This is a genomic window from Enterobacter cloacae complex sp. IR5441, from assembly GCF_049238215.1.
In the GTDB taxonomy this organism is placed as follows: domain Bacteria; phylum Pseudomonadota; class Gammaproteobacteria; order Enterobacterales; family Enterobacteriaceae; genus Enterobacter; species Enterobacter hormaechei_C.
The window spans coordinates 14722-34700 of sequence record NZ_JBMKIA010000005.1 but is presented as its reverse complement, the minus strand read 5'-3'; the positions used below and the strand labels follow the sequence as shown (position 1 = coordinate 34700).

At 56.3% G+C, this 19979-nt stretch carries 17 protein-coding genes; 4 read left to right on the top strand and 13 right to left on the bottom strand.

The features are described from left to right. Positions 1 to 63: 63 nt before the first annotated feature. From odhB to sdhC, 6 genes are all read right to left on the bottom strand, one after another. A complete protein-coding gene (odhB, locus tag ACOTX5_RS08160) occupies positions 64 to 1290 on the bottom strand; it encodes a 2-oxoglutarate dehydrogenase complex dihydrolipoyllysine-residue succinyltransferase (protein WP_003858613.1) in 1227 nt (408 codons plus the stop codon). Positions 1291 to 1304: 14 nt separating this feature from the next. Then, complete coding sequence (sucA, locus tag ACOTX5_RS08155) at positions 1305 to 4112, bottom strand: 2-oxoglutarate dehydrogenase E1 component (protein ID WP_003858615.1); 2808 nt, start codon at positions 4110 to 4112, stop codon at positions 1305 to 1307. A 359-nt stretch (positions 4113 to 4471) separates the two neighbouring features. Further along, a complete protein-coding gene (gene sdhB / locus ACOTX5_RS08150) occupies positions 4472 to 5188 on the bottom strand; it encodes a succinate dehydrogenase iron-sulfur subunit SdhB (RefSeq protein WP_017384969.1) in 717 nt (238 codons plus the stop codon). Between the two features lie 15 nt (positions 5189 to 5203). After that, positions 5204 to 6970, bottom strand: coding sequence for a succinate dehydrogenase flavoprotein subunit (sdhA, locus tag ACOTX5_RS08145; protein ID WP_017384970.1), 1767 nt, complete (start codon positions 6968 to 6970; stop codon positions 5204 to 5206). Continuing rightward, a complete protein-coding gene (sdhD, locus tag ACOTX5_RS08140; RefSeq protein WP_003858621.1) occupies positions 6970 to 7317 on the bottom strand; it encodes a succinate dehydrogenase membrane anchor subunit in 348 nt (115 codons plus the stop codon). The genes sdhA and sdhD overlap by 1 nt, the downstream gene beginning before the upstream one ends. Next, the gene (gene sdhC, locus ACOTX5_RS08135) at positions 7311 to 7715 is read right to left on the bottom strand and encodes a succinate dehydrogenase cytochrome b556 subunit (RefSeq protein WP_026080740.1); all 405 of its coding nucleotides are present in this window, start codon (positions 7713 to 7715) and stop codon (positions 7311 to 7313) included. The genes sdhD and sdhC overlap by 7 nt, the downstream gene beginning before the upstream one ends. Positions 7716 to 8354: 639 nt before the next feature. On the opposite strand from sdhC, the gene ACOTX5_RS08130 reads away from it, so the two are divergent. Next, positions 8355 to 9638: a citrate synthase gene (locus ACOTX5_RS08130; RefSeq protein ID WP_006809584.1), complete on the top strand. Its 1284-nt coding sequence runs from the start codon at positions 8355 to 8357 to the stop codon at positions 9636 to 9638. An 84-nt stretch (positions 9639 to 9722) separates the two neighbouring features. On the opposite strand, the gene nei is transcribed toward ACOTX5_RS08130, so the two are convergent. The 7 genes from nei to ACOTX5_RS08095 form a co-directional block, all read right to left on the bottom strand. Further along, positions 9723 to 10514 (bottom strand): endonuclease VIII, encoded by a 792-nt coding sequence (gene nei, locus ACOTX5_RS08125; RefSeq protein ID WP_015571114.1) that lies wholly within the window; start codon positions 10512 to 10514, stop codon positions 9723 to 9725. Between the two features lie 18 nt (positions 10515 to 10532). Then, entirely contained in the window at positions 10533 to 11273 is a 741-nt protein-coding gene (gene pxpA / locus ACOTX5_RS08120) for a 5-oxoprolinase subunit PxpA (RefSeq protein ID WP_045910636.1), read from the bottom strand. After that, positions 11260 to 12192 carry a 5-oxoprolinase subunit PxpC gene (pxpC, locus tag ACOTX5_RS08115; protein WP_023315643.1) on the bottom strand — a complete coding sequence of 311 codons (933 nt, stop codon included), beginning with the start codon at positions 12190 to 12192 and terminating at the stop codon, positions 11260 to 11262. The genes pxpA and pxpC overlap by 14 nt, the downstream gene beginning before the upstream one ends. Further along, complete coding sequence (pxpB, locus tag ACOTX5_RS08110) at positions 12186 to 12842, bottom strand: 5-oxoprolinase subunit PxpB (protein WP_003858633.1); 657 nt, start codon at positions 12840 to 12842, stop codon at positions 12186 to 12188. The genes pxpC and pxpB overlap by 7 nt, the downstream gene beginning before the upstream one ends. A gap of 14 nt (positions 12843 to 12856) precedes the next feature. Next, entirely contained in the window at positions 12857 to 13600 is a 744-nt protein-coding gene (locus tag ACOTX5_RS08105) for a type 2 GTP cyclohydrolase I (RefSeq protein WP_026094364.1), read from the bottom strand. A gap of 10 nt (positions 13601 to 13610) precedes the next feature. Continuing rightward, complete coding sequence (gene phrB / locus ACOTX5_RS08100) at positions 13611 to 15023, bottom strand: deoxyribodipyrimidine photo-lyase (protein WP_023296128.1); 1413 nt, start codon at positions 15021 to 15023, stop codon at positions 13611 to 13613. 598 nt (positions 15024 to 15621) lie between these two features. Next, positions 15622 to 15828: a YbfA family protein gene (locus ACOTX5_RS08095; protein WP_003858637.1), complete on the bottom strand. Its 207-nt coding sequence runs from the start codon at positions 15826 to 15828 to the stop codon at positions 15622 to 15624. A gap of 311 nt (positions 15829 to 16139) precedes the next feature. Here ACOTX5_RS08095 and kdpF point away from each other — a divergent pair, with 311 nt between their 5' ends. Genes kdpF through kdpB form a run of 3 tightly spaced genes read left to right on the top strand, consistent with a single transcriptional unit; the run spans position 16140 to position 19975 of the window. Next, positions 16140 to 16229 (top strand): K(+)-transporting ATPase subunit F, encoded by a 90-nt coding sequence (kdpF, locus tag ACOTX5_RS08090; RefSeq protein WP_063438744.1) that lies wholly within the window; start codon positions 16140 to 16142, stop codon positions 16227 to 16229. Beyond that, complete coding sequence (kdpA, locus tag ACOTX5_RS08085) at positions 16229 to 17908, top strand: potassium-transporting ATPase subunit KdpA (protein WP_045910638.1); 1680 nt, start codon at positions 16229 to 16231, stop codon at positions 17906 to 17908. Before kdpF ends, kdpA begins: the two co-directional genes overlap by 1 nt. 18 nt (positions 17909 to 17926) lie before the next feature. After that, entirely contained in the window at positions 17927 to 19975 is a 2049-nt protein-coding gene (kdpB, locus tag ACOTX5_RS08080; RefSeq protein ID WP_032652983.1) for a potassium-transporting ATPase subunit KdpB, read from the top strand. Positions 19976 to 19979 lie beyond the last annotated feature (4 nt).

The following is a 19979-nucleotide window of genomic DNA, read 5'->3' as shown; positions in this document are numbered from 1 at the left end:
AATCGTTAGGTAGTGCTTTTGTAGGCCCGGCAAGCAACGCGCCGCCGGGCAAGACTGCAAAAACTAGACGTCCAGCAGCAGACGCGTTGGATCTTCCAGCAGCTCTTTAATGGCAACCAGGAAGCCTACGGACTCGCGGCCGTCGATCAGGCGGTGATCGTAAGAGAGCGCCAGGTACATCATCGGCAGGATCTCCACTTTACCGTCTACCGCCATTGGACGATCTTTAATGGCATGCATACCCAGGATCGCGCTCTGCGGCGGGTTGATGATCGGGGTAGACATCAGCGAGCCGAACACACCACCGTTGGTAATGGTGAAGTTACCGCCAGTCAGGTCCTCAACGGTCAGCTTGCCGTCACGGCCTTTCACGGCCAGCTCTTTGATTTTCTTCTCGATGTCAGCCATACCCAGGGTATCCACGTCACGCAGAACCGGGGTAACCAGGCCGCGCGGGGTAGAAACCGCCATGCTGACGTCGAAGTAGTTGTGGTAAACCACGTCATCGCCATCGATAGACGCGTTCACTTCCGGGTAGCGTTTCAGCGCTTCAACTACCGCTTTCACGTAGAAGGACATGAAGCCCAGACGGATACCGTGACGTTTTTCAAACGCGTCACCGTACTGCTTGCGCAGATCCATGATTGGCTTCATGTTGACTTCGTTAAAGGTGGTCAGCATCGCGGTGGAGTTTTTCGCTTCCAGCAGACGCTCGGCCACGCGCTTACGCAGGCGGGTCATCGGCACGCGTTTTTCGCTACGTGCGCCCAGAGCTGGCTGTGCCGCTGGTGCTGCCGCAGGGGCTTTCGCTTCCGCTTTCGCCTCAGAAGGCGCTTTTGCCAGATGCTTGTCGATGTCTTCGCGCGTCAGACGGCCACCCACGCCGGTGCCTTTGATGGCTGCCGGATCGAGGCTGTGCTCAGCCAGCAGGCGACGGATCGCCGGGCTGAGCGCGTCATTGGTCTGATCGGACAGAGACGCCTGCTGGCGCTGGGCCGGAGTAGACGCTTTCTCTTCAGATTTGGCGCTGGACTCTTTGCCCGCGCTATTGCCTTCACGCAGGCGACCCAGGATCTGGCGAGAAGTGACGGTCGTACCTTCATCTTCCAGGACTGCATCCAGAATGCCATCCGCTGAAGCCGGTACTTCCAGTACCACTTTGTCAGTTTCGATTTCTACCAGCACTTCGTCACGGGTTACCGCGTCGCCTGGTTTTTTGTGCCAGGTGGCGACGGTTGCATCTGCTACGGACTCAGGCAGGTCGGGAACAAGAATATCTACGCTACTCATTATGTATCCTTTAATTAATCGACGTTCAGCGCGTCATTGACCAGATCTTGTTGCTGCTTCTGGTGAACGGACATATACCCTACCGCCGGAGAGGCGGAGGCCGGGCGACCTGCATAACGCAGGGCAGACCCAAATGGAATCACTTCACGGAAATGATGCTGGCTGCAATACCATGCGCCCTGGTTGAGCGGCTCTTCCTGGCACCAGACAAAATCATGAACGTGAGCGTACTGTTTCAGCACTTCCTGCATCGCCTGATGCGGGAACGGATAAAGCTGTTCGATACGCACGATGGCGACATCTTTCTGATCGTTCTTACGGCGCTGTTCCAGCAGGTCGTAATAAACCTTACCAGAACACATTACGACACGCTTAACGGCCTGCGGATCCAGCTCGTCAATTTCACCGATGGCCGGCAGGAAGGTGCCGTTTGCCAGCTCTTCCAGGCTGGAGACCGCCAGTGGATGGCGCAGCAGGGATTTTGGTGACATGACTACCAGCGGACGGCGCATACCGCGCAGCGCCTGACGACGCAGCATGTGGTAAACCTGAGCCGGAGTGGACGGCACGCAAACCTGCATATTCTGCTCGGCGCAGAGTTGCAGATAACGCTCCAGACGCGCGGAGGAGTGCTCCGGACCTTGTCCTTCATAGCCGTGCGGCAGCAGCATCACCAGACCGCACATACGGCCCCACTTCTGCTCACCGGAGGAGATGAACTGGTCGATGACGACCTGCGCACCGTTGGCGAAGTCACCGAACTGCGCTTCCCAGATGGTCAGGGTGCGGGGTTCTGCGGTGGCGTAGCCGTATTCGAAGGCCAGAACCGCTTCTTCTGACAGCACGGAGTCCCAGACCTTGAACTGGCCCTGACCGTTATGCACGTGCTGAAGCGGAGTGTACGTTGAACCGTTAGACTGGTTGTGTACAACCGCATGACGGTGGAAGAAGGTGCCACGACCCGCATCTTCACCGGACAGACGAACCGGAATACCTTCGTCAACCAGCGTCGCATAGGCCAGCGTTTCCGCGCCGCCCCAGTCGAACAGCTTCTCACCCGCCGCCATTGCCTGGCGATCGCCATAGATCTTGGCCACGCGGGACTGCATCTCGATCGCTTCCGGCACGGTGCTGATGCGTTTAGCCAGTTCCTGCAAACGCTTCATCTCAACCTTGTTCGGGTAGCTCTCGTCCCACTCGTGGTTGAGGTACGGCGACCAGGTAAAGGAGTGCATGTTCATTGGGCGCAGCTCTTTGACCACGCATTCACCCGCGTCCAGCGCGTCGCGGTAGAGGTTGACCATCTCGGTCGCATCTTCCAGCGTCGCCACTTTTTCGCTTTCCAGCTTGTCAGCGTAGATTTTACGCGGCGTCGGGTGTTTTTTGATTTTCTGGTACATCAGCGGCTGGGTTGCACTTGGCTCATCCGCTTCGTTGTGGCCGTGACGGCGGTAGCAGAAGAGGTCAATGAACACATCGCGCTTGAAGGTGTTACGGAAGTCCAGCGCCAGACGGGTAACGAAAGCAACGGCTTCAGGGTCATCCGCGTTAACGTGGAAAATTGGCGCCTGAACCATTTTACCGATGTCGGTGCAGTACGGGGTGGAACGCGCATCCAGCGGGTTAGAGGTGGTGAAGCCCACCTGGTTGTTGATTACGATGCGAACGGTACCGCCCACTTCATAACCACGCGCTTTCGACATGTTCAGGGTTTCCTGAACCACGCCCTGCCCTGTGACCGCCGCATCACCGTGAATAGTGATTGGCAGTACTTTATTGCTGCTCGGCTCGTCCAGACGATCCAGACGCGCACGCACGGAACCGATAACCACCGGGCTGACGATTTCCAGGTGCGACGGGTTAAACGCCAGCGCCAGGTGAACCTGACCGCCCTCGGTTTCGATATCCGACGAGAAGCCCATGTGGTACTTCACGTCACCGGTGCCGAGGTGCTCTTTATGTTTACCCGCAAATTCGTCGAACAGATCCTGCGGCTTTTTACCCAGCACGTTAACCAGCACGTTCAGGCGACCACGGTGCGCCATGCCCAGCACCACTTCGCGCGTGCCGCTCTTACCGGCATGACGAATCAGCTCTTTCAGCATCGGGACTAACGCATCGCCGCCCTCCAGTGAGAAGCGTTTTGCGCCAGGGAATTTCGCGCCCAGATAGCGCTCAAGGCCTTCCGCTGCGGTCAGTTCGCTGAGGAAACGTTTTTTCTCTTCTGCTGAGAAATTCGCGTGGCCTGCCACGGATTCGATACGCTGCTGGATCCAGCGTTTCTCTTCGGTGGAGGTAATGTGCATATATTCCGCGCCGATGGAGCCGCAGTAGGTTTGCTTGAGCGCGTCAATCAGATCGCCCAGCTTCATCGTGTCTTTGCCGATGGCAAAGGAACCTACGTTAAAGCTTTCCTGGAAATCGGCCTCGGTCAGATCGTGATAAGCCGGATCGAGATCCGCTACACGTTCCTGCTGCCACAGTCCCAGCGGATCGAGATTCGCATGCTGGTGACCACGGAAGCGATAAGCGTTGATAAGTTGCAGGACTTTAACCTGCTTCGCATTGGTGTCAGGGTCGGAAATCGCAGAAGAGTAACGTGAGGCATCCTTCGCCAGACGACGGAAATAATCACGTGTTTTTGAATGGAATTGATCCGGTTTGACCCCTGTACCAGGCAACTGCTGGAACATGGAACGCCAGTTTGCGTCCACTGAGTCAGGATCGGTTAAGAAGTCTTCATAGAGCTGTTCTATCCAGCTCTGGTTTGAACCAGAGAGGTAAGAAGAGTCCAGCCAGGCTTTCATTGCGCCGTTCTGCATCGTGATCCCTTAAGCATTTTTATGCTTACTTTCGCCGTAGAAACTACCACGCACACCACGTGTACGTGCCGGGGTTCACCTGCGAGCTCTTTGTGGCCCGCGAAGGAACCTTTAGAAACTGTCTAAATAATCTTCGTCGTTCCGGCTGCGACTGCGTTGCGGCTTTCACTCACCCCAGTCACATAGTCAACTATGCTCCAGGGGATTCGTTCAACCGCGCCTTGTCTCGCGCTGAACGTCTCGATTATTTACTTATCTGGCAGTTTTTAAAGGTTTCTGCAATTTGCCCGGTGGCGCTACGCTTACCGGGCCTACTGTTACGTAGGCCGGATAAGCGCAGCGCCATCCGGCGTTGTTACTTACGCACTGCGCTGCAACAACATCGACTTAATATGGCCGATGGCGCGCGTCGGGTTCAGCCCCTTAGGACACACACTGACGCAGTTCATGATGCTATGGCAGCGGAATACGCTGAAAGCGTCACTTAGCCCTTCCAGACGATTCTCGGTTTCGGTATCGCGGCTGTCGATCAGGAAGCGATAGGCAGCCAGCAGACCCGCAGGGCCGATAAATTTATCCGGGTTCCACCAGAATGACGGGCATGACGTTGAACAGCATGCACAGAGAATACACTCGTACAACCCATCGAGTTTTTCACGCTGCTCAGGAGACTGTAAGTGCTCGCGAGCGGGTGGATTTTGCCCATTATTCAATAAGTAAGGCTTAATCTTCTCATATTGTGCATAGAATTGCCCCATGTCCACCACCAAATCACGCACGACCGGCAGGCCAGGCAAAGGACGGATCACAATTTTCTGGCCAGGACGCTGTAGCGCTGAAATTGGCGTGATACAGGCCAGACCGTTTTTGCCGTTCATGTTTACACCGTCAGAGCCACACACCCCTTCACGGCAGGAGCGGCGGAACGACAGCGTAGGATCTTTCTCTTTCAGCTGGATTAAGGCATCCAGCAGCATCATGTCACGACCTTCTTCCGCTTCGAGGGTGTAATCCTGCATACGCGGAGCATCGTCTACATCCGGGTTATAACGATAAACTGAGAATTCGAGTTTCATTATCCTGTCTCCGCATTAGTAAGTACGAATCTTCGGCGGGAACGCCGGACGCAGTTTCGGTTCCATGTTAACGCTACGACGCGTCATGGTTTCCGACTCTGGCAGATACAGGGAATGGCACAGCCAGTTTTCGTCATCACGATCCGGGAAGTCGAAGCGGCTATGGGCGCCACGGCTTTCGGTACGGAAGTTTGCCGACATCGCAGTGGCGAACGCGGTTTCCATCAGGTTATCCAGCTCCAGGCACTCAACGCGCTGGGTGTTGAACTCGCTGGAGGTATCATCCAGACGGGCATTCTTCAGACGCTCGCGGATCGCTTTCAGCTGCTCAAGCCCTTTGGCCATCGCGTCACCTTCGCGGAATACCGAGAAGTTGTGCTGCATACACTCCTGCAACGCCTTACGGATCTCCACCGGATCTTCGCCGCTACGGTTGCCGTTCCAGCGGTTGAGGCGCTCAAGAGAGGCATCTATTTCGTCGTCGGTCGCATCACGCAGCGCGCCCTGCTCGGCAATAGATTCCTGGAGATGCAGCCCCACCGCACGACCAAATACCACCAGGTCCAGCAGGGAGTTGCCGCCCAGACGGTTTGCGCCGTGCACGGATACGCAGGCAATTTCGCCTACCGCGAACAGGCCAGGGATGACCACGTCTTCGCCCTGCTCGTTCACGGTCAGCGCCTGACCGGTCACTTTGGTCGGAATACCGCCCATCATGTAGTGACAGGTTGGGATAACCGGAATTGGCTCTTTCACCGGGTCGACGTGCGCGAAGGTGCGGGACAGCTCCAGAATGCCCGGCAGACGGGATTCCAGCACTTCTTTACCCAGATGGTCGAGTTTCAGCTTCGCGTGTGGACCCCAAGGGCCGTCACAGCCGCGGCCTTCACGGATTTCGATCATGATGGAACGCGCCACCACGTCACGGCCCGCAAGGTCTTTTGCGTTTGGCGCATAACGCTCCATGAAGCGCTCGCCATGTTTGTTCAGCAGGTAACCACCTTCACCACGGCAGCCTTCTGTCACCAGTACGCCCGCACCGGCGATACCGGTTGGGTGGAACTGCCACATCTCCATGTCCTGCACCGGCACGCCAGCGCGGATCGCCATCCCAACGCCGTCACCGGTGTTGATATGGGCGTTGGTAGTGGACTGATAGATACGGCCTGCGCCGCCGGTCGCCAGCACGGTTGCGCGGGCTTTGAAGTAGACCACTTCACCGGTTTCGATGCACAGGGCGGTACAACCCACCACGGCGCCATCGGCGTTTTTCACCAGATCCAGCGCATACCACTCGGAGAAGATGGTGGTGTGGTTTTTCAGGTTCTGCTGATACAGCGTGTGTAGCAGCGCGTGGCCGGTACGGTCAGCCGCCGCTGCGGTACGTGCCGCCTGCTCGCCGCCGAAGTTTTTCGACTGGCCGCCAAACGGACGCTGATAGATGGTGCCATTTTCCAGACGAGAGAACGGCAGACCCATGTGGTCCAGCTCCAGAATCGCTTCCGGGCCGGTTTTACACATATATTCGATGGCATCCTGGTCACCGATGTAATCGGAACCTTTTACCGTATCGTACATATGCCATTCCCAGTTATCTTCATGGGAATTACCCAGCGCAACGGTGATACCGCCCTGCGCAGACACAGTGTGGGAACGGGTCGGGAATACTTTAGAGAGCAGCGCACAGGTCTGGCCGCTCTGGGAAATTTGTAGTGCGGCGCGCATACCTGCGCCACCCGCACCAATCACAACAGCATCAAATTCTCTGACTGGCAGTTTCATTACACACCCCACACCACAACAAATCCATAAATGACGTAAACCAGCAGAGCAACAACAATAATCAGTTGCAGCGGAAGGCGAATCGCCAGCGGTTTAACGTAATCGGTCAACACCTGCCACATGCCAATCCAGGCATGAATAAGGATGGAGAACAGAGCCAGCAGGGTGAACACTTTGGTGAAGGCCGATCCGAAGAAACCACTCCAGATTTCCCACGTCAGCGTGCCGCTGGTCGCGAAGAAACCGATCATATAGATGATGTAAAGGGTGAGAACGATGGCGGTAGCACGGACCAGGATGAAGTCATGTACGCCGTTGCGTCCTAATGCGGAGGCGTTGCTTACCATACGAGAACTCCTGCGAGAAGTGAAAGCACGACAGTGATCACAAATGAAATGTTAGCGGTACGTTTACCGGCCTCGAACGTCTCTTCCAGGTAGCCAAAGTCCATCAGCATATGGCGAACGCCGCCAACCACGTGATAGGCCAGCGCGGTCAGAATGCCCCACATGATAAATTTCACGAAGAAGCTGTTCATAATGGCTGAGGCCTGGAGGAATCCTTCAGGGGATGAGAGGCTGGTTCCCAGTAACCACAGCAAGATACCGACCGCCACAAACGTAATCACACCAGAAACACGGTGCAGAATGGACGCTATTGCTGTTACAGGGAATCGGATCGTTTTCAGATCCAGATTGACAGGTCTTTGTTTTTTCACATTTCTTATCATGAATAACGCCCACATGCTGTTCTTATTGTTTCCTTCCTCCGGACTGCGATGCGGGTCAGACAGCGTTCCTTTTCTATAACTGCGCGTCATGCAAAACATTGCTTCCAAATGCTAAAACGACACGTTACAACGCTGGGTGGCTCGGGATTGCAGGGTGTTCCGGAGACCTGGCGGCAGTATAGGCCGTTCACAAAATCATTACAATTAACCTACATACAGTTTGTTGGGTTTTCTCTGGAACAGTGATCGGGGTCACGATAACAACATCTTTTTAATTTTTAATCATCTGATTTGACAAATGTTAAACAATATTGTTACAAACGTCATCAGAAAAGGCATATAATGCGCAAAAGTTATGAGGTCTCTCTTTCACCTGACAAATAGTTATGTAACAGTGTGATGGTATTGACCGAAGTTATCAGGACAGTTATTAGTGATATACAGGTTTGAATAATTCGGACTGCAAAAACGCTGATTTGCTGTTGTTTCACTGATATTTCATTCGTTTACCTGCAAGGCGCCATAGCTCTGTACCCTGGTTTCTCCTCGTGAGCTGAGCGGTAAGCCAAATAACAATCTGGTAACGATGATTAACAGCTGAAAGCAAATCCGGTAAAGCGCAGTCTTAAGCATAAGGCGCTAAGGAGACCGTAAATGGCTGATACAAAGGCAAAACTCACCCTAAATGGTGATGATGCTATTGAACTGGATGTGCTAAAAGGCACGCTCGGTCAGGATGTTATTGATATCCGTACGCTGGGTTCCAAAGGGGTATTCACCTTTGACCCTGGATTCACCTCCACCGCATCTTGCGAATCCAAAATCACCTACATTGACGGTGACGAAGGTATCCTGCTCCATCGCGGCTTCCCCATCGATCAGTTAGCCACCGAATCCAACTATCTGGAAGTGTGCTACATCCTGCTGAACGGCGAAAAACCGACGCAGGCCCAGTACGATGAATTTAAAACCACCGTGACCCGTCACACCATGATCCATGAGCAGATTACCCGTCTGTTCCATGCGTTCCGTCGTGACTCTCATCCGATGGCGGTCATGTGCGGTATTACCGGTGCGCTGGCGGCGTTCTACCACGATTCTCTGGACGTGAATAACCCACGTCACCGTGATATCGCGGCGTTCCGTCTGCTGTCTAAAATGCCTACCATGGCGGCGATGTGTTACAAATACTCTATCGGTCAGCCGTTTGTGTACCCACGCAACGACCTCTCCTACGCGGGTAACTTCCTGCGTATGATGTTCTCCACGCCGTGCGAAGAGTACGAAGTGAACCCGGTGCTGGAACGCGCGATGGACCGTATTCTGATCCTGCACGCTGACCACGAACAAAACGCCTCGACCTCTACCGTCCGTACCGCGGGCTCTTCCGGCGCGAACCCGTTCGCCTGTATCGCTGCGGGCATCGCCTCCCTGTGGGGACCGGCGCACGGCGGCGCGAACGAAGCGGCACTGAAGATGCTGGAAGAGATCAGCTCCGTTGAGCACATTCCTGAGTTCGTGCGCCGCGCGAAAGACAAGAATGACTCCTTCCGTCTGATGGGCTTCGGTCACCGTGTTTACAAAAACTACGACCCGCGCGCGACCGTCATGCGTGAGACCTGCCACGAAGTGCTGAAAGAGCTGGGCACCAAAGATGATCTGCTGGAAGTGGCGATGGAGCTGGAACACATCGCGCTGAACGACCCGTACTTCATCGAGAAGAAACTCTACCCGAACGTCGATTTCTACTCTGGCATTATTCTGAAAGCGATGGGCATTCCGTCTTCCATGTTCACCGTAATCTTCGCCATGGCCCGTACCGTGGGCTGGATTGCGCACTGGAACGAAATGCACAGCGAAGGCATGAAAATCGCGCGTCCTCGTCAGCTGTATACCGGCTACGAGCAGCGTGATTTTAAGTCTGACATTAAGCGCTAAAAAACACGCCCGGCGGCGCTTCGCTTGCCGGGCCTACAAGTGCGAGATGTAGGCCGGGTAAGGCGTAGCCGCCACCCGGCTTTTTTACATCTGGCACCCAGGACACCAGTAAAACGGCCTGGAAGAGATCGTCGCCTTCTCAATCACCCCGCCGCACCGCTCACACTTTTTACCCGCCCGATGAAACACCTTGAAGCGGAACAGCGCCCCGTGATGCTTGTTCTCATCCACCACGCCGCGCGTGTTGTACGACAGCCGTGGAATATCCAGTAACGCGTGCGACAGCGCCTCTAGCTGTTCATCGCTCAGCTGCGACGCTTTGTGCTGCGGCGCCAGCCCCACTTCCCAGAGGATCTCCACCCGCAGGTAGTTTCCCAACCCCGCCAGAAATGCCTGATCGAGCAACAGCCCGGAGAACTGCCGGTTGCGGAATGTGGGGGATAACAACCGGGCTTTCACATCGCTTGCCGTCAGACGCATGTCCAGCACGTCCGGCCCGACCCGCTGTAAGAACGGATGCGTCAGCAGCTGCTCCGGCGTTAACATTTCGATATCAGAGGCGCTGTAAAGCAGGATCGCCTTATCCGCCGTTTGTAGCCGCACGCGCAGCACGCGGGTCGTTTGCGGCTGCTCGTCCGCCTCCACCACCCGCCAGACACCGTAAAGCTGATTATGGCTGTATAACGTCAGGTTATGGGAAAAGTGGGTGAGTAACGCCTTGCCGCGCGTTTCAATGTGGGTCACCGTCTGCCCCACCAGCTGCGATTCAAACGGCTTGAGTTGAGGAAAGGCAAACCAGACGTGTGTCAGAGGTTTGCCCTTTATCGCCGCCTCCAGGCTATCCGCCGCGCGGCGGATCTCCGGACCTTCAGGCATGTTTTTGTCCTTTCATGATTATTCTGCGCTGACAACAATGCCCTCTTCCGAGAACGCCATCCGCAGGCGTCGCGCAAACTGGAGCGCATGCTCGCCGTCACCGTGTAAGCACACCGTATCAGCCTGAACGTTTGCCGTTGTACCCTCCGTTGAGGTTACTCGCCCGAAGCGCACCATCTCCAGGGTCTGCGCCAGCGCTTTACCTTCGTCGGCGATCAGCGCACCGGCCTGCGTACGCGGAACCAGGCTACCGTCCGGCAGGTATCCCCGATCGGCAAACACTTCCTGCCGCGTAGTCAGCCCCAGCCGTTCTCCGGCACGAATAAGCTCGCTGCCCGCCAGGCCCACCAGAATCAGTTGCGGATTACAGTCCCGCACCGCGCGGGCAATGGCATCCGCCAGCACCGGATCTTTCGCCGCCTGGTTATAGAGCATGCCGTGCGGCTTGACGTGGCGCAACACGCCATTCTCAGCGCGCACTATCGCCTCCAGCGCGCCGATCTGGTAGAGCATTTGCGCGTAAACCGTCTCAGGGGGCAGATCCATCGCCGTGCGACCAAAGTTTTCCCGGTCGGGAAAGCTGGGGTGAGCGCCAATCGCCACGCGGTTTTTCATGGCATTGCGCACGCTCGCCAGCATGGTCTGCGCATCGCCGGCATGAAACCCGCAGGCGATATTCACCGAGGAGACCAGCGTCATCAGCGCCGCATCGGCGTTGCTGCCCTCCCCCAGATCGGCGTTTAAATCAATCTTTACCATCGAGCCTCCACGCCAGCTGTTCGAGATAACGCTGCTGATCCTGCCGGGCTTTCAGCGCCTCCTCCAGCGAACACTGCACAAAATGAATGGGCTGACCTAGAGGAATTTGCGCCAGATGGTAGCGATCCGCTTCGATAATGCAGGCAATACGCGGATATCCCCCCGTGGTTTGCGCATCGTTCATCAGTACGATGGGCTGCCCGTTGCCCGGCACCTGAATCACCCCGGGCAACAGACCATGGGAAAGCAGCTCCCGGTCAGTCGTGCGGGTCAGCGGCTGGCCCTGAAGCCGGTAACCCATGCGGTTACTCTGCGGGCTGATCTTCCACGGCGAGCGCCAGAAAGACTCTTTCGCGGCTTCATCAAACTCCTGGTATTCCGGTCCTGGTAAGGCGCGGATCACGTTCCCCCACAGCAGCTGTTTCACGCCCTGCGTGGTGGTGAAATGGCGCGTTGAGGTCTTTATTCGCAGACGATCGCCGTCACGCAGCAGCCGTCCTTCATGGCCGCCCATTCCCGCTTTCTGGTCGGTGCTGGATGAGCCCAACACCTCAGGCACGTCGATCCCCCCCGCCACCGCAAGATAGCTGCGCACGCCGTGCAGAGGACGCTTGAGCGTCAGACGCTGCCCGGCCTTCGCCCGCAGGCGCCAGCCGGTCCACACCGCTTTGCCGTCCAGCGTCGCGTCACAGCCCGCGCCGGTTAAGGCAAACCAGGTTTCCTGACCAAACTCAATCACGCACTGACCCAGCGTAATTTCTAACGCCGCCGTGCTGCCTGCGTTACCTACCAGCAGGTTGGCAATCTCCAGCGAAGGGCGATCGAGCGCACCGCAGTAGCTCACGCCCGACTGACGCAGCCCAAAACGCCCGGCATCCTGTACCGAGGTGTAAAGCCCTGCGCGAATAAGCGTTAACATACCCCCTCCTTCTGCGGGATAAAGCGCAGGGTATCCCCCGGACGCAGAAGTATGGGCGCGTCCTGGCCTGGTTCAAATAACGGCGTGGACGTGTGCCCAATCAGCTGCCAGCCTCCCGGTGAGGCGAGCGGATAAATTCCCGTTTGCTCGCCACCAATCGCCACGCTGCCCGCCGGTACGCTCAGGCGCGGCTCAGCCCGGCGCGGCGTATGCAGCTGGGGCGATAACCCGCCCAGATAGGGGAAACCCGGCTGAAATCCCAAAAACCAGACAACATAGTCGACTGAGCTATGCAGCTCCACAACCTGCTTCTCCGTTAATCCACAGTGTTCGGCCACCACGCCAAGGTCGGGACCTCCCTTGCCGCCATAGACAACCGGGATCTCAATCGTCCGCGATTCCGGCTCCAGCGCCTCGCTCTCCTCCCACCAGCGTTGCAGACGCTCAATGGCATCCAGCGCCCCCGTGTGCGGATCACGCAGCACCACGGTGATATTATTCATACCCGGAATAGCTTCAACCACGCCGGGTAGCTCGGGCAGTCGCTGAGCCAGACGCCAGATACGCTTTTGCGTAGCAAGCGTCACCGGAGGCTCAAGCTCCAGAACTACCGCGGTTTCACCCAGAAGATAACAACGCGCTCGCTGCACTTAACTACCTCTCATCAGGCCGGATTAGGGATATCAATAAACGTCACATCCAGATCGGTATTTTCCGTCAGCCACTCGCTGAGGGCGCGGATGCCGCCACGCTCGGTGGCGTGATGGCCCGCCGCGTAAAAATGCAGGCCTTGTTCACGGGCTGAGTGAATGGTCTGCTCGGAGACTTCGCCGGTAATGAAGGCGTCGACACCAAAACGCGCCGCGCTGTCAATAAAGCCCTGGCCGCCGCCGGTGCACCATGCCACGCGCTTCACGGTATCCGGCCCGGTGTCGCCGCACCACAGCGGACGACGCCCCAGGCGCGCTTCGATCCACGAAGCCAGCTCCAGACCCGGAACCGGCATCGACAGTTCGCCCCACGGCACCAGAGGTTCAATTTCACCCATCACGGTAATCCCCAGCAGCTGCGCAAGCTGAACGTTATTTCCCAGTTCAGGATGCGCATCGAGCGGCAGGTGATAGCCGTACAGGTTGATGTCATTCGCCAGCAGCGTTTTGAGTCGGTTGCGCTTCATGCCGCGAATAATCGGTGATTCGTTTTTCCAGAAATAACCGTGGTGGACAATCACCGCATCGGCTTCCTGACGCACCGCCTCATCCAGCAGCGCCTGGCTTGCCGTCACGCCGGTGATGATTTTTTGCACCGCCTCGCGCCCCTCCACCTGCAAGCCATTCGGGCCGTAGTCGCTAAACGAAGCCGTGTTGAGTTTTTCGTTAATCAGGCGTTCCAGTTCACTGTTTTTCATCATCATTCTCTCAAACTTTTCGGGCGGCTTCGTACGCCGCCAGCGTGGCGACGCGCGCCTGTTTATGGTCGACAATGGGACGGGGATAGTTCAGGGTAACACGCTGTTTATCCGCCCATACCCAGGGTTCATGAATGGCTTTGGCCGGGACATCCTTAAGCTCCGGCAGCCAGCGACGGATAAACTCGCCGTCGGCGTCAAATCGTTGTCCCTGCGTGGTCGGATTGAAGATCCGAAAATAGGGAGCCGCATCCGTTCCGGTGGAGGCCGCCCACTGCCAGCCGCCGTTATTCGCCGCCAGATCGCCATCGATCAGCTGAGAGATAAAATAACGCTCTCCGGTTCGCCAGTCGATAAGCAGATCCTTCACCAGGAAGCTGGCGGTAATCATACGCAGACGGTTATGCATCCACCCGGTTTCATTGAGCTGCCGCATAGCCGCATCAACAATCGGGAAGCCGGTGAGCCCACGCTGCCATGCTTTAAGCAGCTTCTCATTCGACTGCCACTGTACCTGTTCGGTCCAACGAATAAAGGGCCGATGTTTACACAAATCAGGATGATACGTCATCAGATGGCGATAAAACTCACGCCAGATCAGTTCGTTCAGCCACACTGCGCCCGCCCCCCCGTCTAAGGCCTGAGGCTGTTCCGCCAGCAGGCGATGTAAACACTGGCGCGGAGAGAGCGCGCCCAGCGCTAAACAGGCCGACAAGCGGCTGGTGCCTTCAGTCGCTGGAAAATCCCGACGCGCCTCGTACTCTGCCGCCCCCTGCGTGCAGAACTGACGCAACCGGGCAATAGCTGCTTTCTCACTGGCGGGGAATAGTGTTTCATCGAACGACTGCTGGGGATAATTCAGCCTGATCGCCGGCAGATCCGTTATCGTTTCCCCTCTCACGGTCGGGGCGGTAACGCACTCAGGTAGTCCCTCTTTCAGGCGTTTGATAAAGGCATTTTTAAACGGCGTGAAAACTTTATACATCTCGTGGTTACCGGTCATTACGCTGCCCGGCGCGAGCATCACGCTGTCATCAAAGCCTTCACAGACCACGCCCGCAAGGGTTTTCTCCAGCTGACGATCCCGCTGTTGCTCGTTGAATTCATACTGATAGTTGTAATAAAGATGCGTTACTGCGTGCTGCTGGCAGATTGCCTGCACCGTCTGGCGCTGCGCGGCGAAATCATGGGCCTCTTTATAGATCAGCGGAATGCCTTTTTCAGCCAGTGAATGTTGCAGGTCATTCAGATACGCGCTGAGTAGTGCCACTTGCCGGGGCGCCATGTCATGCTGCCGCCACTGTTCAGGCGTGGCGATAAACAGTGCCAGCACATTCGCGTCTTTAGCGCGGCAGGCCGCCGCGAGAGCGAAGTTGTCGTGAATGCGTAAATCCGCGCGAAACCAAACCAGATGGGTGGGCATAAAACTCCTGGCAATTGTCCATTATGTCCGTAAGGGCATGCCGTAAAAGGAAAAAGGCACGCATTGAACTACTTTGCCATGAAGTGTAGACGGGATGAAATAAAAAAGGCCGCCCAAGGCGGCCTTAACGCTACTTGTCCTGCGCTATCAGGGTAAAGGCAATAAACACATCCGGTTTATCACTCTTTACAACGAGTGCGCTGGCGACAATGAACGCGATGCATAAATAGCGTTTCACTATGCGGTCCCTGCTGCTAACCGCTCCACCTATCACCACCGGTGATAAATCGGTGGACACAAGCCCGGGTAGGTGGGCTGCTTTACGGCTATGGATACACCTTTCCCAGGACCGATGCCCATTTGCGAGATGGCGGAAAGGGACGTGGCATAATAATTAGCACCAACACCAAAAGTAAGTTATTTCAGTAAAATTAGGAATTTATAAAGGTGAAGTGGATTGTGAACTTTTTAAAGAAGGGTATGATAAAAATCCCGGGTAGGGGCTGCAAGATTACCCAACGGACCGCGAATCCCGAGGGACAAAAAAACCGCCACATTGCTGTAGGCGGTTTTTTTATGGCTACGATGTCACACCGTATCAGTAGAAATCGCAGGTCGCTTTCTCGGCCTGATCCATCCACACCGGCTTCTCGCTGGTTTTCGCCCAGACGCGGTGCAGGTAACTGTAGAAACGTGCGCGATCTTTCCAGAACAGCATCACCGGCAGGGCCAACACGCCAGCCACTACGGCGAAAGTGCGACGCATGAAAATGATATGAGCCGGAAACTCTTTATAAAGATCCATAATTTTCTCCCCTGTAGTTGGCCGGAAACCGTCTCCGGAAAATGTGAAATCTGTGACCTGGTTAAAATAATACCGCTTTGTTTGTAATTTTACTACTCATCCGACCACTTATTTTCATCCATTTCGTGAATATTTACATTCACGCCTGTAATTAAGTTACAAAAAAGTTAACAGTTTACTTACCAATAGTTAAATTGTGGTCTTTTCCCTTTTTTATACTTTTTTTACACCTGCCCTTCTGATTTTTGCAAAATCTTTGCGCCGTAAATCCTACCGTTAGCACAACAACAAAAGTCACCCGGAGGTGGATTGTGAGTGCAGGTCTGATTGCCGGCATCGTGCTGGTGTTCCTGTTATTGGGTTATCTGATTTATGCCCTGATTAAGGCGGAGGCATTCTGATGGCTGCTCAGGCGTTTTTGCTTATTGCCAGCTTTTTACTGGTACTGTTTGTGCTCGCCAGGCCGCTGGGAACAGCGCTGGCGCGGCTGATAAACAACGTGCCATTGCCGGGCACGCGAAATATTGAAAACGTGCTCTGGCGCATTTCAGGTATCAGCAACCAGGAAATGAACTGGCGCCAGTACCTGATGGCGATACTGCTTCTGAATATCGTGGGGCTTATTGCCCTCTTTACGCTGCTCATGCTCCAGGGCAGTCTGCCATTGAACCCGCAGCAGTTACCGGGTTTATCCTGGCATCTGGCGCTGAACACGGCGGTCAGCTTTGTCACCAACACCAACTGGCAGTCTTACGCCGGTGAAACCACGCTCAGCTACTTCAGCCAGATGGCCGGGTTAACCGTGCAAAACTTTCTTTCTGCGGCCAGCGGTATCGCGGTGATCTTCGCCCTGACGCGCGCGTTTGCCCGTCAGAATGTCAGCACCCTCGGCAACGCCTGGGTTGATGTCACGCGCATCACCCTTTGGATCCTGGTGCCTGTTGCGCTGATTATTGCCCTGTTCTTTATTCAGCAAGGCACTCTGCAAAACCTGCTGCCTTATACCCCTTACACCTCGCTTGAAGGGGCCAGGGAACTCCTGCCTATGGGGCCAGTGGCGTCGCAGGAAGCGATCAAGATGCTGGGCACCAACGGCGGCGGCTTCTTCAACGCCAACTCATCACATCCGTTTGAAAACCCAACGGCATTAACCAATTTTGTACAGATGCTGGCGATCTTCCTGATCCCCGCTGCGCTCTGCTTCGCCTTTGGCGATGTGGTTAACGATCGCCGCCAGGGACGTACGCTGCTGTGGGCGATGTCGTTGATCTTCGTGGTCTGCGTTGCACTGGTGATGTGGGCCGAATGGAACGGCAACAGCCACTTCATGCAGCTGGGGGCTAACAGCAATATCAACCTGGAAGGCAAAGAGAGTCGCTTCGGCATTCTTGCCAGCAGCCTTTATGCGGTGGTCACCACGGCGGCCTCCTGCGGGGCAGTGAACGCCATGCACGACTCTTTTACCGCGCTCGGCGGCATGATCCCGATGTGGCTGATGCAGATTGGCGAGGTAGTTTTCGGTGGGGTCGGTTCGGGGCTGTACGGCATGCTGTTGTTCGTTCTGCTCGCCGTGTTTATCGCCGGGCTAATGATCGGCCGCACGCCGGAGTATCTCGGCAAAAAAATCGACGTCCGTGAAATGAAATTAACCGCGCTGGCAATCCTGGTCACCCCCACCCTTGTGCTGCTCGGTACCGCGCTGGCGCTGATGACCGACGCCGGGCGCAGCGGCATCTTTAACCCGGGCATTCACGGCTTTAGCGAAGTGCTTTACGCCGTTTCGTCTGCCGCCAACAACAACGGCAGCGCCTTTGCAGGGTTAAGCGCCAACTCGCCGTTCTGGAACTGTTTGCTGGCGTTCTGCATGTTCATCGGACGTTTCGGCGTGATTATTCCCGTCATGGCGATCGCTGGAACACTGGTGAATAAAAAGATCCAGCCGACCACCACCGGTACGTTACCGACTCACGGCGCGCTGTTCGTCGGCCTGCTGATTGGCACCGTTTTGCTGGTGGGTGCCCTGACCTTTATCCCCGCCCTCGCGTTAGGCCCGGTTGCGGAATATCTCTCTTTACGCTGATTTTGCGGAGAATTTGTCATGAGTCGTAAACAACTGGCCCTGCTCGAACCGACGTTAGTTCGTCAGGCCCTCATGGATGCGGTAAAAAAACTGAGCCCGCGCGTGCAGTGGCACAACCCGGTGATGTTTATTGTCTGGACTGGAAGTTTACTCACCACCGCACTGGCGATTGCCATGGGAACGGGACACCTTTCAGGGAATGCAACCTTTACCGCCGCCATCAGCCTGTGGCTGTGGTTTACCGTGCTGTTCGCCAACTTCGCCGAAGCGTTAGCGGAAGGCCGCAGTAAGGCACAGGCCAACAGCCTGAAAGGGGTAAAAAAGACCGCCTTTGCGCGCAAATTACGCGAACCTAAATACGGCGCGCAGATGGACCACGTTCCGGCGGATGAACTGCGCAAAGGTGACGTGGTGCTGGTGGAAGCTGGCGACATCATCCCCTGCGACGGTGAGGTGATTGAGGGCGGCGCGTCGGTAGACGAAAGCGCCATTACCGGGGAATCCGCACCGGTGATCCGTGAGTCGGGCGGAGATTTCGCCTCAGTTACCGGCGGAACGCGCATTCTTTCCGACTGGCTGGTGATCCAGTGCAGCGTTAACCCGGGCGAAACCTTTCTCGATCGGATGATCGCCATGGTGGAAGGCGCACAGCGTCGTAAAACGCCGAACGAGATCGCCCTGACCATTCTGCTGGTGGCGCTCACCATTGTTTTCCTGCTGGCAACGGCGACCCTGTGGCCTTTCTCCGCCTACGGCGGTACAGCGGTTAGCATCACCGTACTGATCGCCCTGCTGGTCTGTCTGATCCCCACCACTATCGGCGGCCTGCTTTCCGCGATTGGCGTGGCGGGGATGAGCCGGATGCTGGGCGCGAACGTCATCGCCACCAGCGGACGCGCCGTTGAAGCGGCGGGTGACGTAGACGTGCTGCTGCTGGATAAAACCGGGACCATCACCCTGGGCAATCGTCAGGCCTCTGACTTTCTACCTGCTCCCGGCGTGGATGAAAAAACGCTGGCTGACGCGGCGCAGCTTTCCTCGCTGGCCGATGAAACGCCGGAAGGCCGCAGTATCGTGATCCTCGCCAAGCAGCGCTTTAACCTGCGCCAGCGCGACGTTCAGAGCCTGCACGCCACGTTCGTGCCCTTTACGGCGCAAACCCGAATGAGCGGAATTAACATTCAGGACCGGATGATCCGTAAAGGGTCCGTTGATGCCATTCGCCGTCATATTGAAGCCAATAATGGACACTTCCCCCCGGAAGTCGACAACCTGGTGGAAAGCGTGGCGCGTCAGGGAGCAACCCCGCTGGTGGTGGCGGAAGGTGCAAGCGTTCTGGGGGTTATCGCCCTGAAGGATATCGTTAAAGGCGGTATTAAAGAGCGTTTCGCCCAGATGCGTAAGATGGGCATTAAAACAGTGATGATCACCGGGGATAACCGTCTGACTGCGGCGGCCATTGCCGCCGAAGCGGGCGTGGATGATTTCCTTTCCGAAGCGACGCCGGAAGCGAAGCTGGCACTCATTCGCCAGTATCAGGCGGAAGGCCGTCTGGTGGCGATGACCGGCGACGGCACCAACGACGCCCCGGCGCTGGCGCAGGCCGACGTGGCGGTGGCGATGAACTCCGGTACCCAGGCGGCAAAAGAGGCGGGCAACATGGTGGATCTCGACTCGAACCCGACCAAGCTGATCGAAGTGGTACATATCGGGAAGCAGATGCTGATGACGCGCGGCTCGCTGACCACGTTCAGTATCGCCAACGACGTGGCGAAGTATTTCGCCATCATTCCGGCGGCTTTTGCGGCAACCTACCCGCAGCTGAATGCCCTGAACGTGATGCACCTGCACTCTCCGGCCTCGGCCATTTTGAGCGCGGTGATCTTCAACGCGCTGATTATTGTCTTTCTTATTCCGCTGGCGCTGAAAGGGGTGAGCTATAAGCCGCTGACGGCCGCCGCCATGCTGCGCCGTAACCTGTGGATTTACGGTCTGGGTGGGCTGGTGGTGCCCTTTATTGGGATCAAGGTTATCGACATGCTGTTAACGCTGTTCGGGCTGGTTTAAAAGG

Coding starts and splice junctions, on each gene's coding strand:
- odhB (WP_003858613.1), bottom strand. CDS start 1,290: ATGAGTAGCGTAGATATTCTTGTTCCCGACCTGCCTGAGTCCGTAGCA.
- sucA (WP_003858615.1), bottom strand. CDS start 4,112: ATGCAGAACGGCGCAATGAAAGCCTGGCTGGACTCTTCTTACCTCTCT.
- sdhB (WP_017384969.1), bottom strand. CDS start 5,188: ATGAAACTCGAATTCTCAGTTTATCGTTATAACCCGGATGTAGACGAT.
- sdhA (WP_017384970.1), bottom strand. CDS start 6,970: ATGAAACTGCCAGTCAGAGAATTTGATGCTGTTGTGATTGGTGCGGGT.
- sdhD (WP_003858621.1), bottom strand. CDS start 7,317: ATGGTAAGCAACGCCTCCGCATTAGGACGCAACGGCGTACATGACTTC.
- sdhC (WP_026080740.1), bottom strand. CDS start 7,715: ATGTGGGCGTTATTCATGATAAGAAATGTGAAAAAACAAAGACCTGTC.
- ACOTX5_RS08130 (WP_006809584.1), top strand. CDS start 8,355: ATGGCTGATACAAAGGCAAAACTCACCCTAAATGGTGATGATGCTATT.
- nei (WP_015571114.1), bottom strand. CDS start 10,514: ATGCCTGAAGGTCCGGAGATCCGCCGCGCGGCGGATAGCCTGGAGGCG.
- pxpA (WP_045910636.1), bottom strand. CDS start 11,273: ATGGTAAAGATTGATTTAAACGCCGATCTGGGGGAGGGCAGCAACGCC.
- pxpC (WP_023315643.1), bottom strand. CDS start 12,192: ATGTTAACGCTTATTCGCGCAGGGCTTTACACCTCGGTACAGGATGCC.
- ACOTX5_RS08105 (WP_026094364.1), bottom strand. CDS start 13,600: ATGAAAAACAGTGAACTGGAACGCCTGATTAACGAAAAACTCAACACG.
- phrB (WP_023296128.1), bottom strand. CDS start 15,023: ATGCCCACCCATCTGGTTTGGTTTCGCGCGGATTTACGCATTCACGAC.
- ACOTX5_RS08095 (WP_003858637.1), bottom strand. CDS start 15,828: ATGGATCTTTATAAAGAGTTTCCGGCTCATATCATTTTCATGCGTCGC.
- kdpA (WP_045910638.1), top strand. CDS start 16,229: ATGGCTGCTCAGGCGTTTTTGCTTATTGCCAGCTTTTTACTGGTACTG.
- kdpB (WP_032652983.1), top strand. CDS start 17,927: ATGAGTCGTAAACAACTGGCCCTGCTCGAACCGACGTTAGTTCGTCAG.